Source organism: Methylobacterium sp. WCS2018Hpa-22 (genome assembly GCF_031843785.1).
Taxonomy (GTDB): Bacteria; Pseudomonadota; Alphaproteobacteria; order Rhizobiales; family Beijerinckiaceae; genus Methylobacterium.
On sequence record NZ_JAVTJA010000017.1, the window covers coordinates 87,293 to 108,979 of the forward strand.

17 protein-coding genes and 1 pseudogene are annotated in these 21,687 nt (G+C 64.2%); 7 read left to right on the forward strand and 11 right to left on the reverse strand.

The features are described from left to right. The first annotated feature begins 78 nt into the window (after positions 1-78). A complete protein-coding gene (locus tag RQI43_RS20465; protein ID WP_311276412.1) occupies positions 79-477 on the forward strand; it encodes a hypothetical protein in 399 nt (132 codons plus the stop codon). A gap of 194 nt (positions 478-671) precedes the next feature. Here RQI43_RS20465 and RQI43_RS20470 read toward each other — a convergent pair whose 3' ends face one another. From RQI43_RS20470 to dnaK, 3 genes are all read right to left on the reverse strand, one after another. After that, entirely contained in the window at positions 672-1,307 is a 636-nt protein-coding gene (locus RQI43_RS20470; RefSeq protein ID WP_056429636.1) for a class I SAM-dependent methyltransferase, read from the reverse strand. 184 nt (positions 1,308-1,491) lie between these two features. Beyond that, entirely contained in the window at positions 1,492-2,655 is a 1,164-nt protein-coding gene (dnaJ, locus tag RQI43_RS20475; RefSeq protein ID WP_056429639.1) for a molecular chaperone DnaJ, read from the reverse strand. Positions 2,656-2,772: 117 nt separating this feature from the next. Further along, the gene (gene dnaK, locus RQI43_RS20480; RefSeq protein ID WP_311276413.1) at positions 2,773-4,689 is read right to left on the reverse strand and encodes a molecular chaperone DnaK; all 1,917 of its coding nucleotides are present in this window, start codon (positions 4,687-4,689) and stop codon (positions 2,773-2,775) included. A 510-nt stretch (positions 4,690-5,199) separates the two neighbouring features. Between dnaK and RQI43_RS20485 the strand changes: the two genes are divergently transcribed. Next, complete coding sequence (locus tag RQI43_RS20485; protein ID WP_311276414.1) at positions 5,200-6,186, forward strand: hypothetical protein; 987 nt, start codon at positions 5,200-5,202, stop codon at positions 6,184-6,186. Between the two features lie 20 nt (positions 6,187-6,206). On the opposite strand, the gene RQI43_RS20490 is transcribed toward RQI43_RS20485, so the two are convergent. After that, positions 6,207-6,803 (reverse strand): YqgE/AlgH family protein, encoded by a 597-nt coding sequence (locus RQI43_RS20490; protein ID WP_056429645.1) that lies wholly within the window; start codon positions 6,801-6,803, stop codon positions 6,207-6,209. 532 nt (positions 6,804-7,335) lie between these two features. Between RQI43_RS20490 and RQI43_RS20495 the strand changes: the two genes are divergently transcribed. Next, the gene (locus tag RQI43_RS20495; RefSeq protein ID WP_056429647.1) at positions 7,336-7,818 is read left to right on the forward strand and encodes a peroxiredoxin; all 483 of its coding nucleotides are present in this window, start codon (positions 7,336-7,338) and stop codon (positions 7,816-7,818) included. Positions 7,819-7,822: 4 nt separating this feature from the next. Here the strand turns inward: RQI43_RS20495 and RQI43_RS20500 are convergent, their stop codons facing one another. Together RQI43_RS20500 and ligA are read right to left on the reverse strand one after the other, a co-directional pair. Then, positions 7,823-8,674 (reverse strand): 3'-5' exonuclease, encoded by an 852-nt coding sequence (locus RQI43_RS20500; RefSeq protein ID WP_311276415.1) that lies wholly within the window; start codon positions 8,672-8,674, stop codon positions 7,823-7,825. Then, positions 8,671-11,094 (reverse strand): NAD-dependent DNA ligase LigA, encoded by a 2,424-nt coding sequence (ligA, locus tag RQI43_RS20505; protein ID WP_311276416.1) that lies wholly within the window; start codon positions 11,092-11,094, stop codon positions 8,671-8,673. Before ligA ends, RQI43_RS20500 begins: the two co-directional genes overlap by 4 nt. Before the next feature lie 225 nt (positions 11,095-11,319). Between ligA and RQI43_RS20510 the strand changes: the two genes are divergently transcribed. The 3 genes from RQI43_RS20510 to RQI43_RS20520 all read left to right on the forward strand — a co-directional run bounded on the left by RQI43_RS20510 (position 11,320) and on the right by RQI43_RS20520 (position 13,729). Next, positions 11,320-12,213 carry a protein-methionine-sulfoxide reductase heme-binding subunit MsrQ gene (locus tag RQI43_RS20510; RefSeq protein WP_311276417.1) on the forward strand — a complete coding sequence of 298 codons (894 nt, stop codon included), beginning with the start codon at positions 11,320-11,322 and terminating at the stop codon, positions 12,211-12,213. Positions 12,214-12,297: 84 nt separating this feature from the next. After that, a complete protein-coding gene (locus RQI43_RS20515; protein ID WP_311276418.1) occupies positions 12,298-12,618 on the forward strand; it encodes a hypothetical protein in 321 nt (106 codons plus the stop codon). Positions 12,619-12,715: 97 nt separating this feature from the next. Further along, positions 12,716-13,729 carry an adenosine kinase gene (locus RQI43_RS20520; RefSeq protein ID WP_311276419.1) on the forward strand — a complete coding sequence of 338 codons (1,014 nt, stop codon included), beginning with the start codon at positions 12,716-12,718 and terminating at the stop codon, positions 13,727-13,729. A 111-nt stretch (positions 13,730-13,840) separates the two neighbouring features. On the opposite strand, the gene RQI43_RS20525 is transcribed toward RQI43_RS20520, so the two are convergent. The 3 genes and pseudogenes from RQI43_RS20525 to RQI43_RS20535 all read right to left on the reverse strand — a co-directional run bounded on the left by RQI43_RS20525 (position 13,841) and on the right by RQI43_RS20535 (position 18,271). Beyond that, entirely contained in the window at positions 13,841-16,750 is a 2,910-nt protein-coding gene (locus RQI43_RS20525) for a bifunctional [glutamine synthetase] adenylyltransferase/[glutamine synthetase]-adenylyl-L-tyrosine phosphorylase (RefSeq protein ID WP_311276420.1), read from the reverse strand. A 260-nt stretch (positions 16,751-17,010) separates the two neighbouring features. Continuing rightward, entirely contained in the window at positions 17,011-17,940 is a 930-nt protein-coding gene (locus RQI43_RS20530) for an alpha/beta hydrolase (protein ID WP_311276421.1), read from the reverse strand. Next, a pseudogene (locus tag RQI43_RS20535) lies at positions 17,937-18,271 on the reverse strand (GIY-YIG nuclease family protein). The gene RQI43_RS20530 and the pseudogene RQI43_RS20535 overlap by 4 nt, the downstream one beginning before the upstream one ends. A 118-nt stretch (positions 18,272-18,389) precedes the next feature. On the opposite strand from RQI43_RS20535, the gene RQI43_RS20540 reads away from it, so the two are divergent. Beyond that, positions 18,390-18,995, forward strand: a complete 606-nt coding sequence (locus tag RQI43_RS20540; RefSeq protein ID WP_311276422.1) for a DUF2239 family protein — start codon at positions 18,390-18,392, stop codon at positions 18,993-18,995. A 314-nt stretch (positions 18,996-19,309) separates the two neighbouring features. Here RQI43_RS20540 and RQI43_RS20545 read toward each other — a convergent pair whose 3' ends face one another. Together RQI43_RS20545 and RQI43_RS20550 are read right to left on the reverse strand one after the other, a co-directional pair. After that, complete coding sequence (locus RQI43_RS20545) at positions 19,310-20,698, reverse strand: HAMP domain-containing sensor histidine kinase (protein ID WP_311276423.1); 1,389 nt, start codon at positions 20,696-20,698, stop codon at positions 19,310-19,312. Next, a complete protein-coding gene (locus RQI43_RS20550) occupies positions 20,695-21,405 on the reverse strand; it encodes a response regulator transcription factor (protein WP_056429667.1) in 711 nt (236 codons plus the stop codon). Before RQI43_RS20550 ends, RQI43_RS20545 begins: the two co-directional genes overlap by 4 nt. Positions 21,406-21,687: the final 282 nt, after the last annotated feature.

The following is a 21,687-nucleotide window of genomic DNA, read 5'->3' on the forward strand; positions in this document are numbered from 1 at the left end:
CAGCTAGCGCTGAAAGAGGAACCGCCCGCGCCGTTTAAGTTCAAGAACTGCCCGGCCTCGTCAGAGAACGCGAGTGTCGTGAATGGCACCGATGCCCATGCCGAAGGCGAGATTCTTTATGCCCTGGAAAGGGATGGATTGGTCCTATGGGAAACCAAGAAGAAGCCCCAGCGGACGAGCCCGCTGGAGCTTTTTTTACTAGAAGCGATAGTAACCGCCGTGGCGATGCCCGTGATGGTGATGGTGGCCCCAACCGTGATGGCGCGGGCGCCATCCATGATGACCGTGACCGCCCCAGCCGTGCCCACGGTGCCCGCCCCAGCCATGGCGATGATGTCCACCCCAGCCATGGTGCCTACGATGGTGATGATGATGGTGCCCGCCCCAACCGTACTGAACGGGAACGATACCGGCCTGTGCCGGATCGGCCAAGGCTACGGAAGGGGAAAGGGGTGCTGCCTGAACGATGCCCGGTGACATGCCAACAACGCCGACGGCGAGGGCCGCAGCGGCAAACCAACCTCTCATCCGATGTGCGAATGCGCGAAACGCCATGTCAGCCTCCGTCGATTGCTACGCCGGGGCGATCCCGGCGCTGTAGCCAGACCTTAGGAGCAATGGGCTGAACCGTGGATGAGCCGGCTCTTCAGCCAACGTTCGGCAGCAATGACTCAGGGACGGCGGTAAACCCAGACCCGTGCTGGTGGAAGGTTGAGCCATACACGGCTCGAGCGACTGGCTGTATAGCTCCCGGCATCGCAGCGTTCGGGGATCGGCGGCACCACCGCATAGGTGAACTGCACGAAGGGCGAACCCGGATGCATCATCGTATGCGCGGCATTGAGAAGATCGAGACGTTGCTCGAGAGGCTTGGTGAACAGCGGCAGGCTGGAGACGGTTGCGGCGGCCTTCGAAGTGAGCAACTCACCGATCGTCTGTTTCATGTTGTAGGCGTCGCCGCGCAGGATCGTAGCGCGAGGAAAACGCTTCTGCAGCAATTTGCAGAAATCCGGATTGTACTCCACGAGCACGAGACGTTCTTGCTCGATGCCCCGGCGGATGAGTGCCTCGGTCACCGGACCGGTACCGGGTCCGAGTTCGATCACGGGGCCCGGCGTACGAGGATCGACATAGGATGCCATCATCCGCGCGAGCATCTTGCCCGACGGCGTCACCGAACCGGTAACGAGCGGCCTCTCGAACCAAGAGCGCAGGAAGCGAGCTTCATCCTCCAGCGGCTCCCGCCGTTCACGGACAGAACCGGTAGCGGCGTAGGCTTTGGCGCTGGGTCGGCGTAGCGGCAACAAGATCCACTATCCTCAGATCACGCGTGGGAGGCTAAGGCTAGACGACAAAAGAGCGATGTCCGTCAAGACACAAGCCTCGTATCTTCAGGAAGGGCGGAGCGTGCTCGCGGCGCCGATGCAACACCGCCACAGCTACAACGGCGAAGAGCCGGTTTCGATCCGCCGTCGCGGATGAGGACGCCCGTCACGAGCGGGCTGCCCCGCTGAGACCATCGAAGAAGTCCCGCACCTTAGAAAAGAAGCCTGCGCTCTCAGGGTGGTTCTCTTCGGAGGCCGTACTATTAAATTCTTGGAGGAGCTCGCGCTGACGCTTCGATAGGTTCTGCGGGGTCTCTACGAAGACCTGAATATAAAGATCGCCGACATCCCGCGACCGCAGGACCGGCATGCCACGACCCTTTATGCGAAACTGCTTGGCGGTCTGCGTCCCCGCGGGGATGCGGACTTCCGTCTGCGAACCATCGATGACCGGCACAGTGATTTCACCCGACAAGGCGGCTGTCACCATGGAGATCGGGACGCGACAGAAAAGATCGGCACCATCGCGCTGGAAGAAGGTATGCGGCTTGATCGACAGGAAGACGTAGAGATCGCCTGCCGGCCCGCCTCGCAGTCCCGTCTCGCCCTCTCCAGCCAGACGGATGCGCAGACCGTCATCCACGCCCGCCGGGACGTTGATGGACAGTGTGCGTTCCCGCGTGACGCGCCCCGCGCCGGAGCAATTACCGCACGGATTATCGATGATCTCTCCGCGCCCGTGACAAGCCGGGCAGGTACGCTCAATGGCAAAGAACCCTTGGGCAGCCCGCACGCGGCCGTAGCCGCCGCAGGTCTGGCAGGGCTTCGGCTTGGACCCGGCCTTCGCACCGCTGCCGGAGCAAACTTCGCAGGTTACGGCCGTCGCCATCGTGATGGTTTCGGTCTTGCCGGCGAACGCATCCTCAAGAGAGATCTCTAGATTGTAGCGCAGGTCTGCGCCGCGCTCACGGGTCGCGCCACCGCGACCGCCTCGCGCGCCCCCGGCTGCTGCCCCCCCTCGACCATCGCCGAAGAAATTATCGAAAATGTCCGACATGAAGTCGCCGAACTCGTTTCCAAATCCGGGGCCACCCGCTCCCCCCTGCTGGAAGGCAGCATGACCGAAACGATCGTAGGCCGCGCGCTTCTGCCCATCGGTGAGCGTCTGGTAGGCCTCGTTGATTTCCTTGAATTTGAGCTCTGCTTCCGCATTCCCCGGATTACGATCCGGGTGGTAGGTCATCGCCAGCTTGCGGAAGGCGACCTTCATCTCGCCGTCGGTCGCGGTCTTTGAGACCCCAAGAATCTCGTAGTAGTCCCGCTTCGACATTCCCCGTCCTCAAAAGTCCCCGGCGGATCTCACCCATCGTCGCGGGAATCACGCCATTGTCGATAACCAGACGTGATGCGGGGCCGGATCACTCCGGCCCCGCATGCAGCGTGCGCCTTATGCCCGCTTCTTCTGGTCCTTGTCATCGACTTCCTGGAAGTCGGCGTCGATGACATCGTCTTTCTTAGTCTCCTCACCGGCAGCGGCATCCGCCCCGCCTTCCGGCGTTTGGCTGGCGGCGTACATCGCCTCACCGAGCTTCATGGAAGCTTGCATGAGATCCGTGGTGCGGGACTTGATGACCTCGGCATCATCACCCTCGAGGGCCGTGCGAAGGGCAGTCATAGCGGTCTCGATGGCGCCCTTGTCGTCGGCCGAGACCTTGTCGCCATACTCCTTCACCGACTTCTCGGTGGCGTGGATCAGGCTTTCGCCCTGGTTCTTCACCTCGACCAACTCACGCCGCTTCTTATCCGCCTCGGCATTGGCCTCGGCATCCTTCACCATCCGGTCGATATCGGCATCAGAGAGGCCACCCGAGGCCTGGATACGGATCTGGTGCTCCTTATTCGTCGCCTTATCCTTGGCCGTCACGTTGACGATGCCGTTAGCGTCGATGTCGAAGGTCACCTCGATCTGCGGCATGCCGCGCGGGGCCGGCGGGATGCCCATCAGGTCGAACTGGCCGAGCATCTTGTTGTCGGCCGCCATCTCGCGCTCACCCTGGAAGACCCGGATGGTAACAGCGTTCTGGTTGTCCTCGGCCGTCGAGAAAGTCTGTGACTTCTTCGTCGGGATCGTGGTGTTGCGGTCGATCAGGCGGGTGAACACGCCACCAAGGGTCTCGATGCCCAGCGACAGCGGGGTCACGTCGAGAAGCAGCACGTCCTTGACGTCGCCCTGGAGCACACCGGCCTGGACCGCCGCGCCGATAGCCACGACCTCATCCGGATTGACACCCTTGTGGGGCTCCTTGCCGAAGAAGGACTTCACGACTTCCTGGATCTTTGGCATGCGGATCATGCCGCCGACGAGCACGACCTCATCGATCTCGGAAGCCGAGACGCCCGCATCCTTGAGAGCCTTGCGACAGGGCTCGATCGTGCGCTGCACGAGGTCGTCGACCAGGGACTCGAACTTGGCGCGGCTGAGCTTCAGAGCGAGGTGCTTAGGCCCCGTGGCGTCGGCCGTGATGTAAGGCAGGTTGATCTCGGTCTGAGTAGCCGAAGACAGCTCGATCTTCGCTTTCTCAGCGGCCTCCTTGAGGCGCTGAAGGGCGAGCTTGTCCTTCGTCAGATCGATGCCCTGCTCCTTTTTGAACTCGGAGGTCAGGTACTCGACGACTCGGTTATCGAAATCCTCGCCGCCGAGGAAGGTATCGCCGTTCGTGGACTTCACCTCGAACACACCGTCACCGATCTCGAGGATCGACACATCGAACGTGCCGCCACCGAGGTCGTAAACTGCGATCGTGCCGGTCTTCTTCTTATCGAGGCCGTAGGCCAGGGCGGCCGCTGTCGGCTCGTTGATGATGCGCAGGACTTCGAGGCCGGCGATCTTGCCGGCATCCTTGGTCGCCTGACGCTGTGCATCGTTGAAATAGGCGGGGACCGTGATGACGGCCTGCGTCACCGGCTGACCGAGGTGTGCCTCAGCAGTCTCCTTCATCTTTTGGAGCGTGAAAGCCGAGATCTGCGAGGGAGAATACTTCTTGCCGTCGGCCTCGACCCAGGCATCGCCATTGTCGCCGCGGACGATCTTGTAGGGCACGAGGCCCTTGTCCTTCTGCGTCATCGGGTCGTCGTAGGTACGGCCCACGAGACGCTTGATGGCGAAGAACGTGTGTTCCGGATTGGTGACGGCCTGACGCTTGGCCGGTTGGCCGACGAGACGCTCGCCGTCGTCGAGGAAGGCGACGATCGACGGCGTGGTGCGCGCGCCTTCCGCGTTTTCGATGACCTTGGGCTGCGCGCCTTCCATGACGGCCACGCAGGAATTGGTGGTGCCCAGATCGATGCCGATTACTTTACCCATGGCGGGATCCCTCTCATGTCATTTGGTCAAGCAGACCGCCGAGCCCCGAAGCGGCCCGGCCCATGGCGGTGAAGAACGAAAGATTGTGAGAGCGGAATTCGAACCAGCCAGAGCGCCTAAAACGCGCCAATCCAGGTCTTAATCCCGCGTCCCGCCGGATATAAGAAGGGTGATGCGGAGCCGCAAGGCAAAGCGTTCCGAACTGCCACGCCGATCCTATCTCCTTCGCGAATCGGGATGTTTGCACGGGAAATGATCGATATTCGGCAGCATGGATCTCAAAAATGTTGCAGGGACGCCACGTCCGCGCCACCCATCACATGCTAGTCTGGAACGTGGAAGACGGGCTTCCGGGCCGTCAAAGCGGGTCAAAAGTCAGTTTGTCGGCGAAAGCATCAGCCCCGGATGTGACATCAGGGTTTCGAAACAGTTGATGCAAGAACGAGAGCCCGACGCACATTCACCGTTCACCAGTCCGGTGCCGCGAGCTCCAAAGGCATGAAAGACTTGATGCGTCCATCCCGCGCCTTCCACCTGCTCCCTGCACTCCTCGTCCTGCCTCTCGTCGCCCTTCCGGCGAACGAAGCCGGGGCGCAGAACTTTTTCGAGGAGCTGTTCGGCATCGGCAAGGCGGCTAAGCCTCCAGTACCACCTCGCGGGGTACCTCCGGCCGGAGCGCCTCAGCCGGGGACGTTGCTGCCGCCGGGCGCACCAGGAGAAACAGCCCCTGAAGCTCCAAGGCCGGCCCCTGCGCCCCCGCGCCCCGTCGTCCTGAAAACACCGAGCGACGACAACATCCTTGGCCAGGAAATCCTGCTCAATGGCCTGACCGGCAGCCTCAAGATCGACAAGGCTGGCAATGCGGCCACCGCGCGGATCACCTTGCCCGGCACCAAGATTTCGCAGCCGAGCGAGACCTGCAAGGTACCGCTATCCGGGGGCTCGCCGATCTCTCTTTCCTCCGAGGGACGTCCCCAGGGCGTGGCACGCTACGAGATCACCGGCGGTGAATGCCCGCTTCGGTTCGAAATCCTCGAAGGCAGCGTCTTGGTGACACCGATTAGCGGTGGCCGTGTCTGCAGCTTCGCATCGGCAGATTGCGCCACCAATCCGGGCGGCCTATGGGGTCCTGCAGCAGCGACCCTAATCCCTCGCTCCGCCGAATTCGACTCTGGACGAGGCGTCGCCGACAAGGCTGTGCGTGATAACTACAAGGTGATGACCCAGCGCGCCCGCGGGCAGGACGTCCGCACCATCGTCACCGAACAGGCGGCTTTCTCCTCCGACCGTGAGCAAACGTGCCGGACCTATGCCCGGGAGGGCGCCCACGGCTTCTGCAACGTGCGTTTCACCGAGGCGCGGGCACTTTCCCTTGCTGCAAGGCTTGGCGCTAATACGAGCACACCGACCGCGAGCACGACGCCCAGGCCTCGTAAGGCGAAGCCGCCGGTGGAGGGTATGAACCCAGACAGTGACGGTTCGCCGATCGGAGAATGAAGCGATACGAGCCGATCCGTTCAGGCTCGCCCTGCGCTGAAGGATAGCATCGCCGGGTCGATACCGTTGCTGCGCAGAGTGCGTTCGTACTTCGTTTCGAGCGCAGCATTGAAAATCATCTCCGGGTCTGCAGGGCAGTTGAGCCAGCCATTGGCGAGAATCTCGCTCTCGAGCTGGCCTGCCTGCCACCCTGCATAACCGAGGGCGAGGACTGCGCTGGCAGGTCCCGCCCCGTTCGCGATGGCCCGTAGAATCTCCACGGTCGCGGTGAGGCAGATCCCATCATCAATGATGAGTGTCGACTGATCGATGTGGAAGTCGTCGGTGTGAAGCACGAAGCCGCGCTTGGCATCCACCGGACCGCCCATGAGCACAGGAATATGGCCCACCTTCTCACGCAGGCGGATCGCGTCGTCCTCACTGGCGATGTCCAACTGGACCAGGAGGTCGGGCATGTTCAGGTCGCTGGCCGGCTTGTTAAGGATAATCCCCATCGCACCATCGGCGGAATGGGCGCAGAGATAGATCACCGACCTTGCGAAGCGCTCGTCCGTAAGGCCGGGCATTGCCACGAGGAACTGACCGTCGAGATAGGCGGAGACCGGATCATGTCGCATCGCATCATGCTACCTGGGCGTGATGGCTTGTCCAGCAGGGATGCGATCCAGCCCATCGATAAGAAGGATGACGACCTCCCTGTCCCTGCTGAAGCGGCGGCGCGTGAATGATGCATCGCTGGAAAATTCGCAGTTCCTAAGCTTCGATGACCTAAGGATCGAAGCGGGGAGTTGGAGGTCCACGGCGTCGGGAAGGGCTGAATCATCATCCTTCCCCACGGATTTTCAGCCCTTGCTAGTTCGGGAAACGGGAACGGCCTTTCGCCTCCTCTTTTCGCTCGAACCCGACTGGGCTGAGGACGACGACCTATCCGTGCCCGCTCGATACGGTCGACGTCCATCAATGGAATGTGGACGGGGGCTCCTTCGCGGAGGCTCGCCTCGACACGCCCCGAGGCTCGGGCTAGACCCTTCTCACCTATCGGGGGTCATCATGGCTCCATTGGCCCATGAGCTCTCGCGCGTCGTGGTGTCAGAACTCGGTCATCGAGACCGGGCATGGGCTCCAGGCGATCTGAGGAGACGACGACGGATGACGATCCAGGTTGGCGACCACCTTCCACAGGTGACCTTTCGCGTGAATGGCGCCGGGGGCCCCGAGGCTAAGACCACCGACGATATCTTCAAAGGGCGCCGTATCGTGCTGATCGGCGTACCAGGCGCATTCACGCCGAGCTGCCACCGCAACCACTTGCCCGGCTTCGTCGAGAAGCAGGAAGAGATCAAGGCACGCGGCGTCGATGCCGTGGCGGTGACCTCCGTCAACGACGTGTTCGTCCTCGAAGCCTGGCAGAAGGCCAGCAATGCCGACGGGATCGAGTTCCTCGCCGACGGCAATGCCGAGTTCGCCAAGGCCATCGGCCTCGACATGGACGGGGCCGGCTTCGGTCTCGGACCGCGCTCTAAGCGTTATTCCATGCTGGTGGATGATGGCGTGGTGCGCGTCCTGAACGTCGAAGAATCTCCGGCCAAGACCGAGATTTCCGGCGTCGACGCCCTGCTCAAGGTCATCTGAACGGTCACATGTCCCGGGGTCGCGGTATCGCGGCCTCGTCGAACATCCTGCTGAGGGCGACCACGTCCGCGTGGTTGCCCGATACGAGATCGGTGATGTCACCGACGAGAAGCGCCTTGGCATGGCGGCAGGCGACACCGTAGCGTCCTGCCATACAGGTGCATCGCAGACGCGGGCCGCTCGGGCGGTCCTCCAGGGTCACCGCGTAGAGATTGCCGCTGCTACCCCGCACGGAGAACCGCATCGCCCCGATCGGCGAGACAGGTGACTCGAACGACCTTGTTTCCCGTTCGACATATCCGGCTGGCAGTCGCGTAACCGGCAGGTGGATCGCCCTTGCCAGGGCAGTGATGTCAGGAGCTCCGTGCTGCCTCGCCGCAGCGAGGGCGATCTCCGCGCAGGCATAGGCGTCCTCACCCGCATCGTGATGTTCGAAACGGATACCGAGCCGGGCGGCGACCTTGCCGAGGCCGCATCCCTCCGGTGCGGGAAACACTTTTCGCGCGATTTGAAGTGTGCAGAGCGAAGCGAAGGCTGGAACGGTCATGCCATAGGCGTGGAGCGAAGCCCGGAGCACACCCATGTCAAAGCCGGCATTGTGAGCGAGTACCAGCCCGGACGAGAGGTCGGGCAGGAACTCCGCCATCACATCCGGGAATTCCGGTTCCTTGCGGACATCCGCCGGCAGGATACCGTGGACCCGGATGTTGCCCGGCGAGAACCGAATCTCACGTGGCCGGATCAGGCGTGATTCACGCCGGACCACCGCACCACCTTCGATCCATGCGAGCCCGACCGCGCAGGCGCTGTCGCGCCGTTCGTTGGCCGTCTCGAAATCGATGGCGAGCGTCGTCACGCCGTCTCCACCATGGCGATCCAATCTTCCTCGCTCACCACTTTGACCCTGTGCTTCTCGGCATCTTTCAGCTTTGAGCCCGCGCCGGGCCCCGCGACGACAAGGTCGGTCTTGGCCGAGACGGAGCCCGAGACCTTGGCGCCGAGGCGTTCAGCCGTGGCCTTGGCCTCGCCTCGGGTCATGCGCTCCAGGGTGCCGGTGAAGACAAGGGTCTTGCCGGCGAAAGCGGTCGCAGTGGCGGCCACCGCCATCGGCTCGGTCTTCACTTCTCCGAGCAGGGCGTTGACCGCATCGGCATTGTGAGGTTCGGCAAAGAACGCGATGAGGGAATCGGTGGCCACGGGGCCGATCTCGCCATCGTCGGCGAAGACCCGATAGGGATCGCCGGGACGCTGGTCACGGGCGCGGGCGACGGCTGCATCCACGGCAGCCTCGTCGCCGTAATGGGCGATCAGGTTAGCCCGCTGCGCCGTAGTCGGGCGCCGGCCCGTCCCGACCTCGCTGCCCTCCGCCTCGCCCACGAAACCGAATTCGAGCAACCGGTCCCGCGTCGTCGGCCCAACCCTCGGTACCGCCGAGAGTTCGAGCCAGTCTGGTCCAGCTTGAGCGGCGGCAGCGGCGGCGAGGGCCTGCATCAGGCTCGGCATATCCGGAAAGCGTTTGGCCAGGGCTTTGGCGGTGGACTCGCCAATATGGCGAATCCCGAGGGCGAACAGGAACCGGTTGAGGGCCAGGCTGCGGCGCTCATCGATGGAGGCGAGCAGGTTCTTAATGGCCTTGTCCTCGTCGTCCCCCTTCTTCTTCGCCTTTTTCGGTGGCGGCTCACCTTCGGCGCGACGCTCGGCCGAAAGCGCTTCTCGACGGGCGACGATAGCCTCCTTCAACGGCGCGAATTCCAGGCGGAACAGGTCAGCAGGTTGCTTGATGAGTCCGGCCTCGAACAGCACCTCGATATAGGTCTGGCCGAAGCCTTCGAGATCGAAGGCGTTGCGCGAGACGAAATGCTTCAGGCGCTCCAGTCCCTGCGCCGGGCAGATGAGCCCGCCAGTGCAGCGGCGTACCGCATCGCGCTGTCCGGTGCGTGGATTGACCTCGCGGACGGCGCGGCTGCCGCAGGCGGGGCAGGTCTCCGGAAAGACATAGGGCTTCGATTCCGGCGGCCGCCGCGCAAGATCGACATCCATCACCTTCGGGATCACGTCGCCGGCACGTTGGACGATGACCGTATCGCCGACGCGGATGTCGCGACCGTCGCGGATCGGCTCGCCGTCCCCGCCAACGCCCTGGACGTAGCCTTCGTTATGAAGCGTCGCGTTCGAAACAACGACACCGCCCACCGTTACGGGCTTCAACCGCGCCAGCGGATTCAACGACCCGGTCCGGCCGACATTGATCTCGATGGCCTCGAGGATCGTGAAGGCCTTCTGCGCCGCAAACTTATGCGCCAGCGCCCAGCGCGGGCTGCGCGAGACGAAGCCGAGGCGTCGCTGAAGAGCCAGATCGTCGACCTTGTAGACGATGCCGTCGATGTCGTAGCCGAGGCCGGCGCGATCCTCCTCGATCGTGCGGTAATGCGCCAGCATGGCTTCCGCGTCTGTGCAGAGCACAGTGCGGTCGTTCACCGCGAATCCCCAGGAGGCGAAGGCCGCGATCATGCCGTGCTGCGTCGTCTCCGGCATCTCCGACATCTCACCCCAGGCATAGGCGAAGAATTTCAACGGCCGCGAGGCGGTGATCTGGGAATCGAGCTGGCGCAGGGACCCAGCCGCCGCATTGCGCGGATTGGCGAAAAGCGCCTTCCCTGCCGCTTCCTGGCGAGCGTTGATGGCGGCGAAATCCGCGTGCGAGAGATAGACCTCGCCACGTACCTCGCAGATCTCCGGCCAACCCGTCCCAGCCAGCACCTCCGGGATGCCCGAGACGGTTCTCGCATTCGCGGTCACATCCTCGCCGACCTCGCCATCGCCGCGGGTGGCCGCCGTGACAAGCTTACCCTCGACATAGCGTAGGGAGAGGGACAGGCCGTCGATCTTGGGCTCGGCAGTGAAGGCAAGCGGCTCATCGGGCAGGTTAAGGAAGCGACGGACCCGGCCCACGAAATCGTGGACCTCCTCATCCGCGAAGGCGTTCCCCAGCGACAGCATCGGCACCGCATGCCGAACTTTAGCGAATTTTTCCGAGGCCTTTGCGCCGACGGAGGCGCTTGCCTGTCCGGTGCCGGCAAGATCCGGAAAGCGGGTCTCGATCGTCTCGAGGCGACGCCGGAGGGCGTCGTATTCCGCATCCGTGATCTCGGGTGCGTCCTCTCCGTGATAGAGCCGGTCTGCCTCCGCGATCTGCTCGGACAATGCGGCGTGCTCGGCCCGAGCCTCCTCGGCGCTCATGGCATCGATCGGGTCGGACAAGGCGGATGCTGGCATGAATACGTTTCGCGGCTTTGGCTGGGGCATCGCGGGGTTTATCACAACCGGGCACGGCGACGGGAGGCCCCACGGATGCGCCGCAGCGGCACGGTGGAGAGGTAACCTTCGGCGGAAGCCATACGAATGGAACAGGCAGTCTCGCGCGAACGTGTGACTGGCCACCCTATATCGTCCCCACGCTCGCCTATTTGAGGGTGAAGACTTTTCCGATGACGGACCTTCATGCCTGCCACACCCGCTTTCTCCGCTCCCTGGCGTGACCGCGCCGGCCGTGTCTCGGGCTTGAAACTCGCGACATTCCTGTTCGCGCTGGCGCCCGGCCTCTGGCTCGCCGCCGCCTATGGGCTCGACGCCCTTGGGCCGAAGCCGATCACCGCCCTCATTCACAGCACAGGAGAGTGGGCGGTGCGCTTCCTGCTGCTGTCGCTCGCAGTGACACCGCTGCGGCGGATCGCGAACTATCCGAAGCTGATCCTGGTCCGGCGCATGCTCGGCCTCACCGTCCTCGCCTATGGTGTCGTCCATCTCGGTCTCTATGTCGTGGACCAGAATTTCATCCTGTCGAAGGTGGTGAGCGAGATCGTCTCGCGGTTCTATCTCACCATCGGCTTCGTGGCCCTGCTCGGTCTCACCGTATTGGGGATCACCTCCACGGACGGGATGATCCGCCGTCTCGGCAAAGCCTGGCCGCGCCTGCATAAAACCGTCTACGTCATCGCGGTGCTCGGCCTGTTCCACTACTTCCTTCAGGCCAAGATCGACGTGTCGGCGCCGGTCTACTGGACGGGCCTGTTTCTTCTGCTCATGGGCTGGCGAGGAATGCTGCGTTTCCGCCTGCCGATGAACGCGATCACCCTTCTCGGCCTTGCCATCGCGGCCTCCCTCGTCACCGCCCTGGTGGAGGCGGCGTGGTATGGGGTGAAGAGCGGCGTACCCGCCAGCGCGGTGCTCGGAGCCAATCTTGAATTCTACGATGGCCTACGCCCGGCCTGGTGGGTGCTCGTCACCGGTATCGCTCTACCCCTGCTCAACGTGATGCGTCCCGCCATGACTAGAGGCGGCAAGTGCAGACCTGCCCCCCACCAGTCCGGGCGGGAAGCGGTCCAGGCGAGCTGAGCGCTTGCCGCAGCGCAGTCCCTCACGCACAAGCTCAGCACCGTCCGGGTGATTGGGCGTCTCGAACGTGAGGGAATTCCAGCGATGCGTGTCAGGCTTCTTGGAGCGGCTCTCGTCCTGACAGTCCTTCTTCCGTCCTTCGCCATGGCGGAATGCGCGAAGGCCGTTCCGCCGGACCCAGCGACGCGCCCGACGAAGCCGACCGCCCCCGCCAAGCCGGCTTGCCTCGATGCCAAGGGAGGATGCCCCGGCTGGGAGGCCTACACGTTCAACGACGCGGTGAAGGCTTACAATCTCCAGATCGCGGCCTATCGTCCCCTGGCCGAAGCCTATGTGAAGGCGCTGAACGCCTATGTGAAAGCGAGCGGCGACTACGCGCAGTGTGAGGTGAAGGCGCTGCAATAGCCGACGCCGCCGCGATCTATGGTGCCCTCCCTCGCTTGACCCTCCTTGGGTGCGATGCCACAGCCTGCGGCATCGCCAGCGCCAGACAGGATGTCAGATGTCCGCTCCCCTCGACCTTCTCGTCCTCGGCAATGCCATCGTCGACCTGATCGCGCGGACGGATGATGGATTTCTCGAACAGCAGGGCGTCCCTAAGGGCGCGATGCAGCTCATCGACGAGGACCGCGCGGAGAGCCTGTTCTCGGTGATGGGACCAGCCACCATCGTTTCCGGCGGTTCTGGCGCGAACACCGCGGTGGGCGCGGCTCTCCTCGGCGCGAAGACCGGCTTCATCGGCAAGGTCCGCGACGACGAGCTCGGGGGCCTTTTCGCCCATGATCTCAAGGCGACGGGGGTCTCCTTCACTGTGCCGGCCGCGCTGGAAGGACCGGCCACGGCGCGCTGCTTCATTTTGGTGACGCCGGATGGCGAGCGCACCATGAACACCTATCTCGGCGCCTGCCAGGGTCTGTCACCGGCCGATGTCGACGAGGCCACCGTGGCGAGCGCCCGCACCGTCTATCTCGAAGGTTATCTCTGGGACCCGCCGGCGGCCAAGGAAGCTTTCCGCAAGGCCGCCAAGATCGCCCACAATGCCGGCAACGCCGTCGCGCTCACATTATCGGATGCGTTCTGCGTCGGCCGCTACCGCGAGGAGTTCCTGGGCCTCATCCGCGACGGCAGCATCGATATTCTGTTCGCCAATATTGGCGAGTTGAAGAGCCTATACGAGACGGACAACGAAGAAGCGGCCATCAAAGCTTTGCGTGACGAGCGCAACCAGCGCGGCATGCATCTCCTCGGCCTCGTCACCCGCTCCGCCGAGGGCGCGATCGTGGTGAAGGGCGGCGAGATCCGCGCCATCGAGGCCGCGCCGGTGACCGAGCTGGTGGATACGACCGGCGCCGGGGACCTGTTCGCGGCTGGCTTCCTCGCCGGCCATGCCCGCGGCCTCGACAACGTCTCGAGCGCCCGGCTCGGAGCCTTGGCGGCGGCGGAGGTGATCCAGCATATCGGTGCCCGGCCGCAGCACGACCTCGTGGCTCTGGCCAAGGCGCGCGGCCTCCTCTGAAATCACCGCCATAGCCCCCCCCTTTCGACCGCCATCGGACGCGATTTACGACGAAGCGGTAGATGGGTCCGATTCCGGTGCGGGAGGCCCGCGAAAGCGGGCCTGCGAGGCTCAACCGAGCAGCCGCTCGAACAGCGCTCTGACCTCGGCGCGGCGTTCATCGAGTTCCGCCGCCAGGGTCGCGGCATCCGGCAGGCCCATGGCGATGGCGAGCCGCGTCAGCGCCACCGACGCGCCCGCCTTCGATTCCGCCTCGCCCATGAGACGCTGCCAATGGAGCACGTCGTCGAAGAGGCGATAGGCCTCGCCGAGCCGTCGCGCCTCGTTCACCGGCAGAAGGCTGCCATCGCCGGCCTCGCCGAAGACGGAGGATGCATCGAGGCCGACAAGACCGGGATGGCGCTCAGCATGGGCCAGGGTCAGGGCCTGGGCCATGAAGTCGAGATCGAGCAATCCTCCGGGCGCCAGCTTGAGATCGAGCGGCCCCGCAAACCCTTTCTCACTGGCTACGACCTGGCGCATGTCGCGAACCGCGCGGAAGACCTCCGCCGTCTCGCGCTTCAGCCCGACGATGGTCCGGATCTGCCCCATCACCTCGTCGCCGAGGCTCCGATCCCCGGCGATGACCCGGGCGCGGGTGAGCGCCATATGCTCCCATAGATCGGCCTCCCCCTGCTGATAGGGGAGGAAACTCCGCACCTGCACCGCCACGGGCCCCTGCCCGCCGCCGGGACGCAGGCGAAGATCGACCTCGTAGAGACCGCCGCGCCGGGTCAGCGCAGTCAGCGCCGCGACGAGGCGTTGCGTCAGCCGGTTATAGGCCATGACCGCGTCGATGGACTTCGGCCCGAGACTCGTCCGGTTCTCCGCATCGAAATCGTAGAGCACGACGAGGTCGATGTCGGATTCCGCCGTCATCTGGTTGGCCCCGAGCCGACCGAGGCCGAGGACGACACAGCGCCCGCCGGGCACCTCCCCATGCTCGGCGAAGAACTGGCGTGAGACCGCATCGAGGCTGGCCGCCACGACGGCATCGGCGATGCCCGCATAGGCCCGCCCCGCCGCCTGCGGCGAGAGGATGCCCGTGAGCAATCGCGCCCCGGTGACGAAGCGCAATTGCCGCGCGGCGTCCCGGCTGCGGTCGAGGAAATCCTCATAGGCCGCCGGTTTGCCGACCAGCCCGTGATACTGCGCGGCGATGTCCTCGGCATCTACCTTCGGCACGACGAAGGCCGGGTCAATCACAGTGTCGAGGACATGGGGGCTGAAGGCGACGGTCTCGGCCAGGCGCGGCGCACTTCCCAACAGGTCGGCGAAGAGCAGGCGCAGACGATCGTTCGAACGCAGGATGGTGAGGAGTTCCACCGCCGCCGGCATCCGCGCGAAGGCCCGGTCGAGGGTATCCAGGGCCACATCGGGGTTCGGCGTGCCGCCGAGCGCCTGCATCAAGGCCGGGACGAGCTCGGTGAGAACCTCGCGGGCACGCGCCGTGCGGACAGCGGGGCGACGACCGAAATGCCAACCGCGCACCGTCTCGGCCACGCGCTCGGGATCGGCAAAGCCCAGGGTCCGAAGGGTGGCGAGGGTCGCGGGATCGTTGTCCGTCCCGCTGAAGACGAGATTTCCCACGGAAGCCGACAGGTCCGGCTCCGCCTCGAACAACAACGCGTAATGTGCCTGCACCCGCCGGGCGTGATGGAGCAGTTCCGTCTCGAAGGCCTTGGCATCGGCGAAGCCGGCGAAACGGGCGAAGCTCTCGAGGCCCGCCTCTTCGGTCGGCAATCGTTGCGTCTGTTCGTCATTCACCATCTGCAGGCGGTGCTCGACGGTACGCAGGAAATCGTAGGCCTGCCCCAGCTCGTCGCGCGCAGTGCCGTCGATCCAGCCTTCCTCGGTGAGCGCCGCCAGCATTGCGATGGTGCGGCGGCCGCGCAGGTCCGGCCGTCTCCCGCCGAAGACGAGTTGCTGGGTTTGGACGAAGAACTCGATCTCGCGGATGCCGCCGCGCCCGAGCTTGATGTCGTGCCCGGCCACCGCGATCGTGTCGTGACCGCGCACGGCATGGATCTGGCGCTTCATCGCATGGACATCGGCGATGGAGGCGAAGTCGAAATACTTGCGCCAGACGAAGGGCCGCAAGCCCGTCAGGAAGTGTTCGCCCGCCTCGATGTCGCCGGCGATCGCGCGCGCCTTGATATAGGCGGCGCGCTCCCAGTTCTGGCCGAGATTCTCGTAGTAGAGATAGGCGGAGTTCAGCGAGATGGCCGTCGGTGTCGATCCGGGATCGGGGCGCAGGCGATAATCGACGCGATGGACGTAACCCTCGGCGGTGCGCTCCTGCAGCAGCTTGGCGATCCCCTGCGCGAGTTTGGAGAAGAACGGCGTCGGAGCCAGGCCTTCCTTCAACCGCGCGATATCGGGATCGAAGAACACGACGAGGTCGATATCGCTGGAATAATTGAGCTCGCCGGCCCCGAGCTTGCCGAGGCCGAGGATGACGAGGCCGGATTTGAGCTGCGGGCTCGCGACGTCATGGGGGTGAAACCGCCCGGCCTCGGCCGCCTGCAACAAAAGAGCTTCGGCCGCTGCATGAACGGAGGCATCGGCGAAATCGGAGAGCGCCTCGGTCACCGTCGCCAGGGGCCAGAGGCCGCCGATATCGGCGAGGGCCACGAGAAGGGCATGATCGCCACGGTTGCGTCGAAGCTCGGCGGCGACGGCATCGAGATCGCGGACCTCTCCGGTGTCACTGCGTGCGGCGGAACGCTGCCGGGCGATGAGGTCGGCCACCACGCGTTCGGGCGGTCGCTCCAGCATCGCGGCGACGCGCCCGGGATCCCGCACCACACGCTGCCAGAGAAAGGGAGAATGGTCGGCAAGGCCGAGAAGTAGCGCTCGTCCCGCCTCGTCGAGATGGCCGAACGCGGCCTCGACCTCTCTGAGCCGTGCCGCCGCACGCTCGGGATCCCTCAGGACGGGCGCCCTCGTCAGGCGCTGGGTCAAAGGCGCTTCCTCGGTCACGGGCTGTCCTTTCCCGGCTCAGCGGGTTCAGCAAAAGCGGGCACTGATTTTACGTCAGAAAACGCGCGACACTTCAAAAGCTCAAGCTCGTGGTGGAAATCTGACGGATGGTACCCGCCTTGAGTATCCGCGATGGGTGAGAAGCGGGCTTTAGCCCTCCGCCCGGAATCGGACGTTCCGTATTCGGCCCGACAACGTCATAGGATGGGCGCGGCTGCCTTCTCGAAAGCGGTCGTTCGACCCCTCGAGATGGTACTCTTCTACCCTCCTGATGCCGAGATGGTCGAACGACGAGCGGTTCGCTCGATTGCATCGGCAATGGCTCGGTACAAGGATGGCGGCAGATCATGGCCCATCCCGGCGATCAACATCATCTCCGCTTCCGGGATTGAAGCTGCAGTGTCCTCACCGCAGGCAGGAGGAAAGAGAGGATCGTCCGTCCCGTGAATGACGAGTGTCGGCGCCGTGATCCCGGCAAGCCGTGAGCGACGGTCACCAGCCACCCCAACCGCCGCGACCTGTCGTCCGAACCCACCCGGCGCACGGCCTCTCCGAACCTCCTCCTGGAGGAGAGCGCGGAAGCCCCCTTCGTCGAACGGATGAGCAGTGCCAGCAATGCGGCGTGCGAAGGTGACGCCGTGATCGAGGAAGCCCGCCTCGTCCCAGACGGGATCGGGAGCGGGACGCATCATCATTGCCAACACGTCGGGCGCAGCCGGTGGCAGACACGGGTTGCCTGTGCTCGACATCATCGAGGTAAGCGAGAGAACGTGGGACGGGTGCTCGCTTGCCATGATCTGGGCGATCATGCCGCCCATCGAGCGACCGACGACGTTGGCTCGGCGTATGGACAGGACATCGAGCAAGCCGAGCGCGTCTGAGGCCATGTCGTCGAGCGTGTAGGCGAGTTCCGGCCGTCGCCCCTCAGCAAGCGTCGCGGCCAAGGCCGAGAAATCCATTGCGCCGTGCTCGGTAAAGTGGGTCGAGCGTCCTGTGTCCCGGTTGTCGAACCGCACGACACGATAGCCGCGCGTCACCAACTCGCGGCAGAAGGGGACGGCCCAGCGGATCATCTGCGTGCCGAGCCCCGCGATCAGAAGGATCGTCTCAGCCGCCTCGTCTCCGAAGCTGTCATAGGCCAGGGTGACGCCGTTGGCCGTCAAACGTGCTGGACTGGGTTCTGTGCTCATATCCGGACAGCCCGAAGCTGCTCTGCCCATAGGAGAAGACGCTCCTTCATCACTCGGTCGCGGACGTATCCAATCTCTTCAGCATCCAACCGCTCGACGATCTCGAAGCTGAACGCCTCTGCTCCATCGCATTCCAAGCGATCTGGAGCGAACGGTGCGTGTTCATGCCCTGCCGGAGGGTAAACCAGAGGCGGTTCTGGATCTTGGAGAGGTCGGGCGACCCACCGACCCAAACCTCACCGGACGCCACGCAGCGGACGGCGTAGATGCCACCTTCGACCTCCCGCTTCTTGTAGGCGTTAACAGCCATCTTTCTGTCTTCGGTTCTCATCACATGCCCTCGTAGATCGGCAGCGACGCTATCGAAGCCGATACTTACGCGCAATATCATCCGGGTAAAATTGACGACAAGGGCTCGCTGTGGTTATGACGGTCAGGATGGAGGTGCCATGTCAGAAGACCAGATGAGGACGTTCACCGCGTTTGTGGGGGTGCGGCGGCTCGCCAGCGGTCGCTTGACAGACGTGGCTCTCGCCATGAAAGCGCAGGCGGCGGAAGAAGGGGATCCGATCTTGGCCTTCGACGACAGGTCGGGCGCCGTCATTGACCTCGATCTGCGTGGAACCGAGGCGGAGATCGTCGCACGTTTCGCCGAACTCGCGGATGCGGGAGACGCCACGAGTACCGTCGAGAGCCGACCGGATCCCGATGGTGCACCAAGGAGCCGTGGTCGCCCGAAGCTCGGGGTCATCGCTCGCGAGGTGACGCTGCTTCCCCGTCATTGGGAGTGGCTTGCCTCCCAGCCGGGCGGCGCATCGCAAGCGTTGAGGCGCCTCGTTGACGAAGCGCGGAGGGCAGATGGTGGGCAAACCCGGATGAAAGCAGCGAAAGAGGCCGCATACCGCTTCCTCTCAGCGCTGGCGGGCGATCTACCTGGGTTTGAGGAGGCAATCCGGGCGCTGTTCGCCGGGGATGCCAAGGGCTTTGCCAGCCACATGACGGCATGGCCCCCGAACATACGAGACCATGCGCTTAAGCTTGCAGCGCTCGCCTGAGCAAACGCCCGGCGGGAAGCTCAAGTCCGCGTTCGAACAACGTCGGCTTTTCAAGATCCGCGTCAGCAAGCTGACATTCTGAAATCCACCCCAACCCGGTCGTTGGCCTTTGCCTCGACAGCCTGGGAGCGGACCTTTCGAGAATCGGCAAGGGGGTCGGGACGGACACAGGCGGTCGGTTCCATCCGTCGGATGTCGATCACCAGATGGAGCATGGGCTCGCCAACGCGAACCTGCTTTGTATCTCTAAAAAAAACTCCCGCTGCGCCGTTGTGCCGTGAGCGAGGGACGACGGTAAGTTTTGTAAGGCAGTTTCAGGCCGGGAGGGTCATGACGACGCGAAGTCCCGGCCGATTGTCTTCCAGCGCGAGCGTGCCCTGATGAAGGCGCACCACCGCATCGATGAGACTGAGGCCGAGGCCAAATCCCGGCAGGGACCGCGCTTCCTCCAGGCGGACGAACCGGCCGAGCACGCGCCCGCGCGCCTCCTCGGGAATGCCCGGACCATTGTCGGAGACGATGACCGCAATGCCGGTCCCGCGCTCTTCGGCGGTGACACGCACCGTTCCGCCGGTGCCGCCATATTTCACCGCATTGTCGATGAGATTGGCGAGGGCCTGGCCCACGAGTTCACGGTTGCCACGGATCATGAGCCCTTCGGGCGCCTCCATGGCCAGTTCCATCCCCCGCTCGGAGGCCAGCGCCTCGTAGAGTTCGCCCACCTCCTGCGCCACGAGGCCGAGATCGAACCGGGCCATGATCTCCTGCGCGTTTCCGGCCTCCAGCCGCGCGATCATCAGCAGGGCATTGAAGACCCGGATGAGGCCGTCGCTCTCCTCGATGACGCCCTCCATGGCGGCACGCAATTGCTCGGGCGTATCGGCGCCGTGAAGCGCTTCGTCGGCGCGGTTTCGCAGCCGGGTGAGCGGGGTCTTGAGATCATGGGCGATATTGTCGGAGACTTCGCGCAAGCCGCGCATCAACTCGCCGATACGCTCGAGCATCTCGTTGAGATTGCTCGCCAGGCGATCGAGTTCGTCGCCGTTTCCGGCGACCGCCAGCCGCCCGTCGAGGTCGCCGGCCATGATCCGGCGCGTCGTCTCGGTCATGGCATCGACCCGCCGGAGAACGCGGCTGGCCACGAACCATCCCCCGACGACGCCGAGGATGACGACCAGGGCCATGGAAGAGCCGAAGGTCGTCGCGATGATGGAGCGCAGCCGGTCACGCTCCTCCACGTCGCGTCCGACAACGAGGCGAAACCCTCCGGGAAGAACGAAGACCTGCAGGATGGCGTGGCGGTCGAGCACGTCGGATTGACCGCTGCGGGCATAGGCGGCCTCGGTCTGGCCGGGCTGGGCCAGGGTTCCGTCGGCGAGCGCTCCCACATTGCCGACGACCCGCTCTCCCGCCGCCGTCGTGACCAGATAGAGGGAGGCTCCGGGTTCGCCGGCCCGGCGTTCGACGACGGAGATCAGCCGGCGCAGGCCTCCGGCCTTGTACTGTTCCGACAGGCCGTTGATCTCGGCCTCGATGGTCGACACCATCTGATCGTCGAGGACTCGGCTCGCATTCCAGGCGACATAGCCCAAAGCCAGAAAGGCGAAAGTCGCGAAGACGACGAGGTAGGCGAAGGAGAGCTTGAAGGCGGTTGTCCGGAACAGGTTCCGGATGCGCGCGGGCAGACCGTCGGCCTCGCTCACGGCGTGTCGGACGAGCGGGAGGAATCGTCCGGTCGCAGGATATAGCCGGCACCGCGGATCGTATGGATCAGGGCGGTGTCGAAATCCTTGTCGAGCTTGGCCCGCAGGCGTGAGACATGGACATCGATGACGTTGGTCTGCGGGTCGAAATGGTAGTCCCAGACATGTTCGAGCAGCATCGTGCGGGTCACGACCTGCCCGGCATGGCGCATGAGATATTCGAGCAGACGAAATTCGCGCGGTTGGAGCAGGATTTCATGGCCGCCGCGGGTGACGCGGTGCGACAGGCGATCGAGATGCAGGTCCCCCACATGATAGGACGTCGCCTCGGCGGTGCCGGGCGTGGATGCACGGCGCCGTGCCAACACCTCGGCGCGTGCGAGGAGCTCGGAGAAGGCATAGGGTTTCGGCAGATAATCGTCGCCACCAGCCCGCAGGCCTTTCACCCGGTCGTCAACCTGCCCGAGCGCCGAGAGAATCAAGATCGGCGTCGTGACCTCCTGCTCGCGCAGGGAGCGAACGAGCGACAATCCGTCGAGCTTCGGCAACATGCGGTCGACGATGAGGACATCGTAATCGCCCTCCCGCGCCATCGCATAGCCATCCAGCCCATCGACCGCATGGTCTGGCACGTGACCGGCTTCCTTGAAAGCCTTGACGAGATAGGAGACCGCCTCGCGGTCGTCCTCGATGATGAGAAGACGCATGGGGCCGGACGATACGTGGTCGGGAATGCGCGGGAAAGCCGCTTGAGCTTGGATCGGCACGAAGCCCCCTCCCCTCTTCTGAGACAGGATGGGACTGTGCCGGGCCTCGCCTTACCTCCCTTTGGCCGGATCATGACCATCCGGTAAGAAAAGCGACGTCGAAACGCAAAACGCCCGCCTCGTGAGAGGCGGGCGTTTCGGTGTGATCGTTGAGGGGGATGGTTATCCTGTTCTGTGCAGGTCTGGCGGCGACCGACTCTCCCGTGTCTTGAGACACAGTAC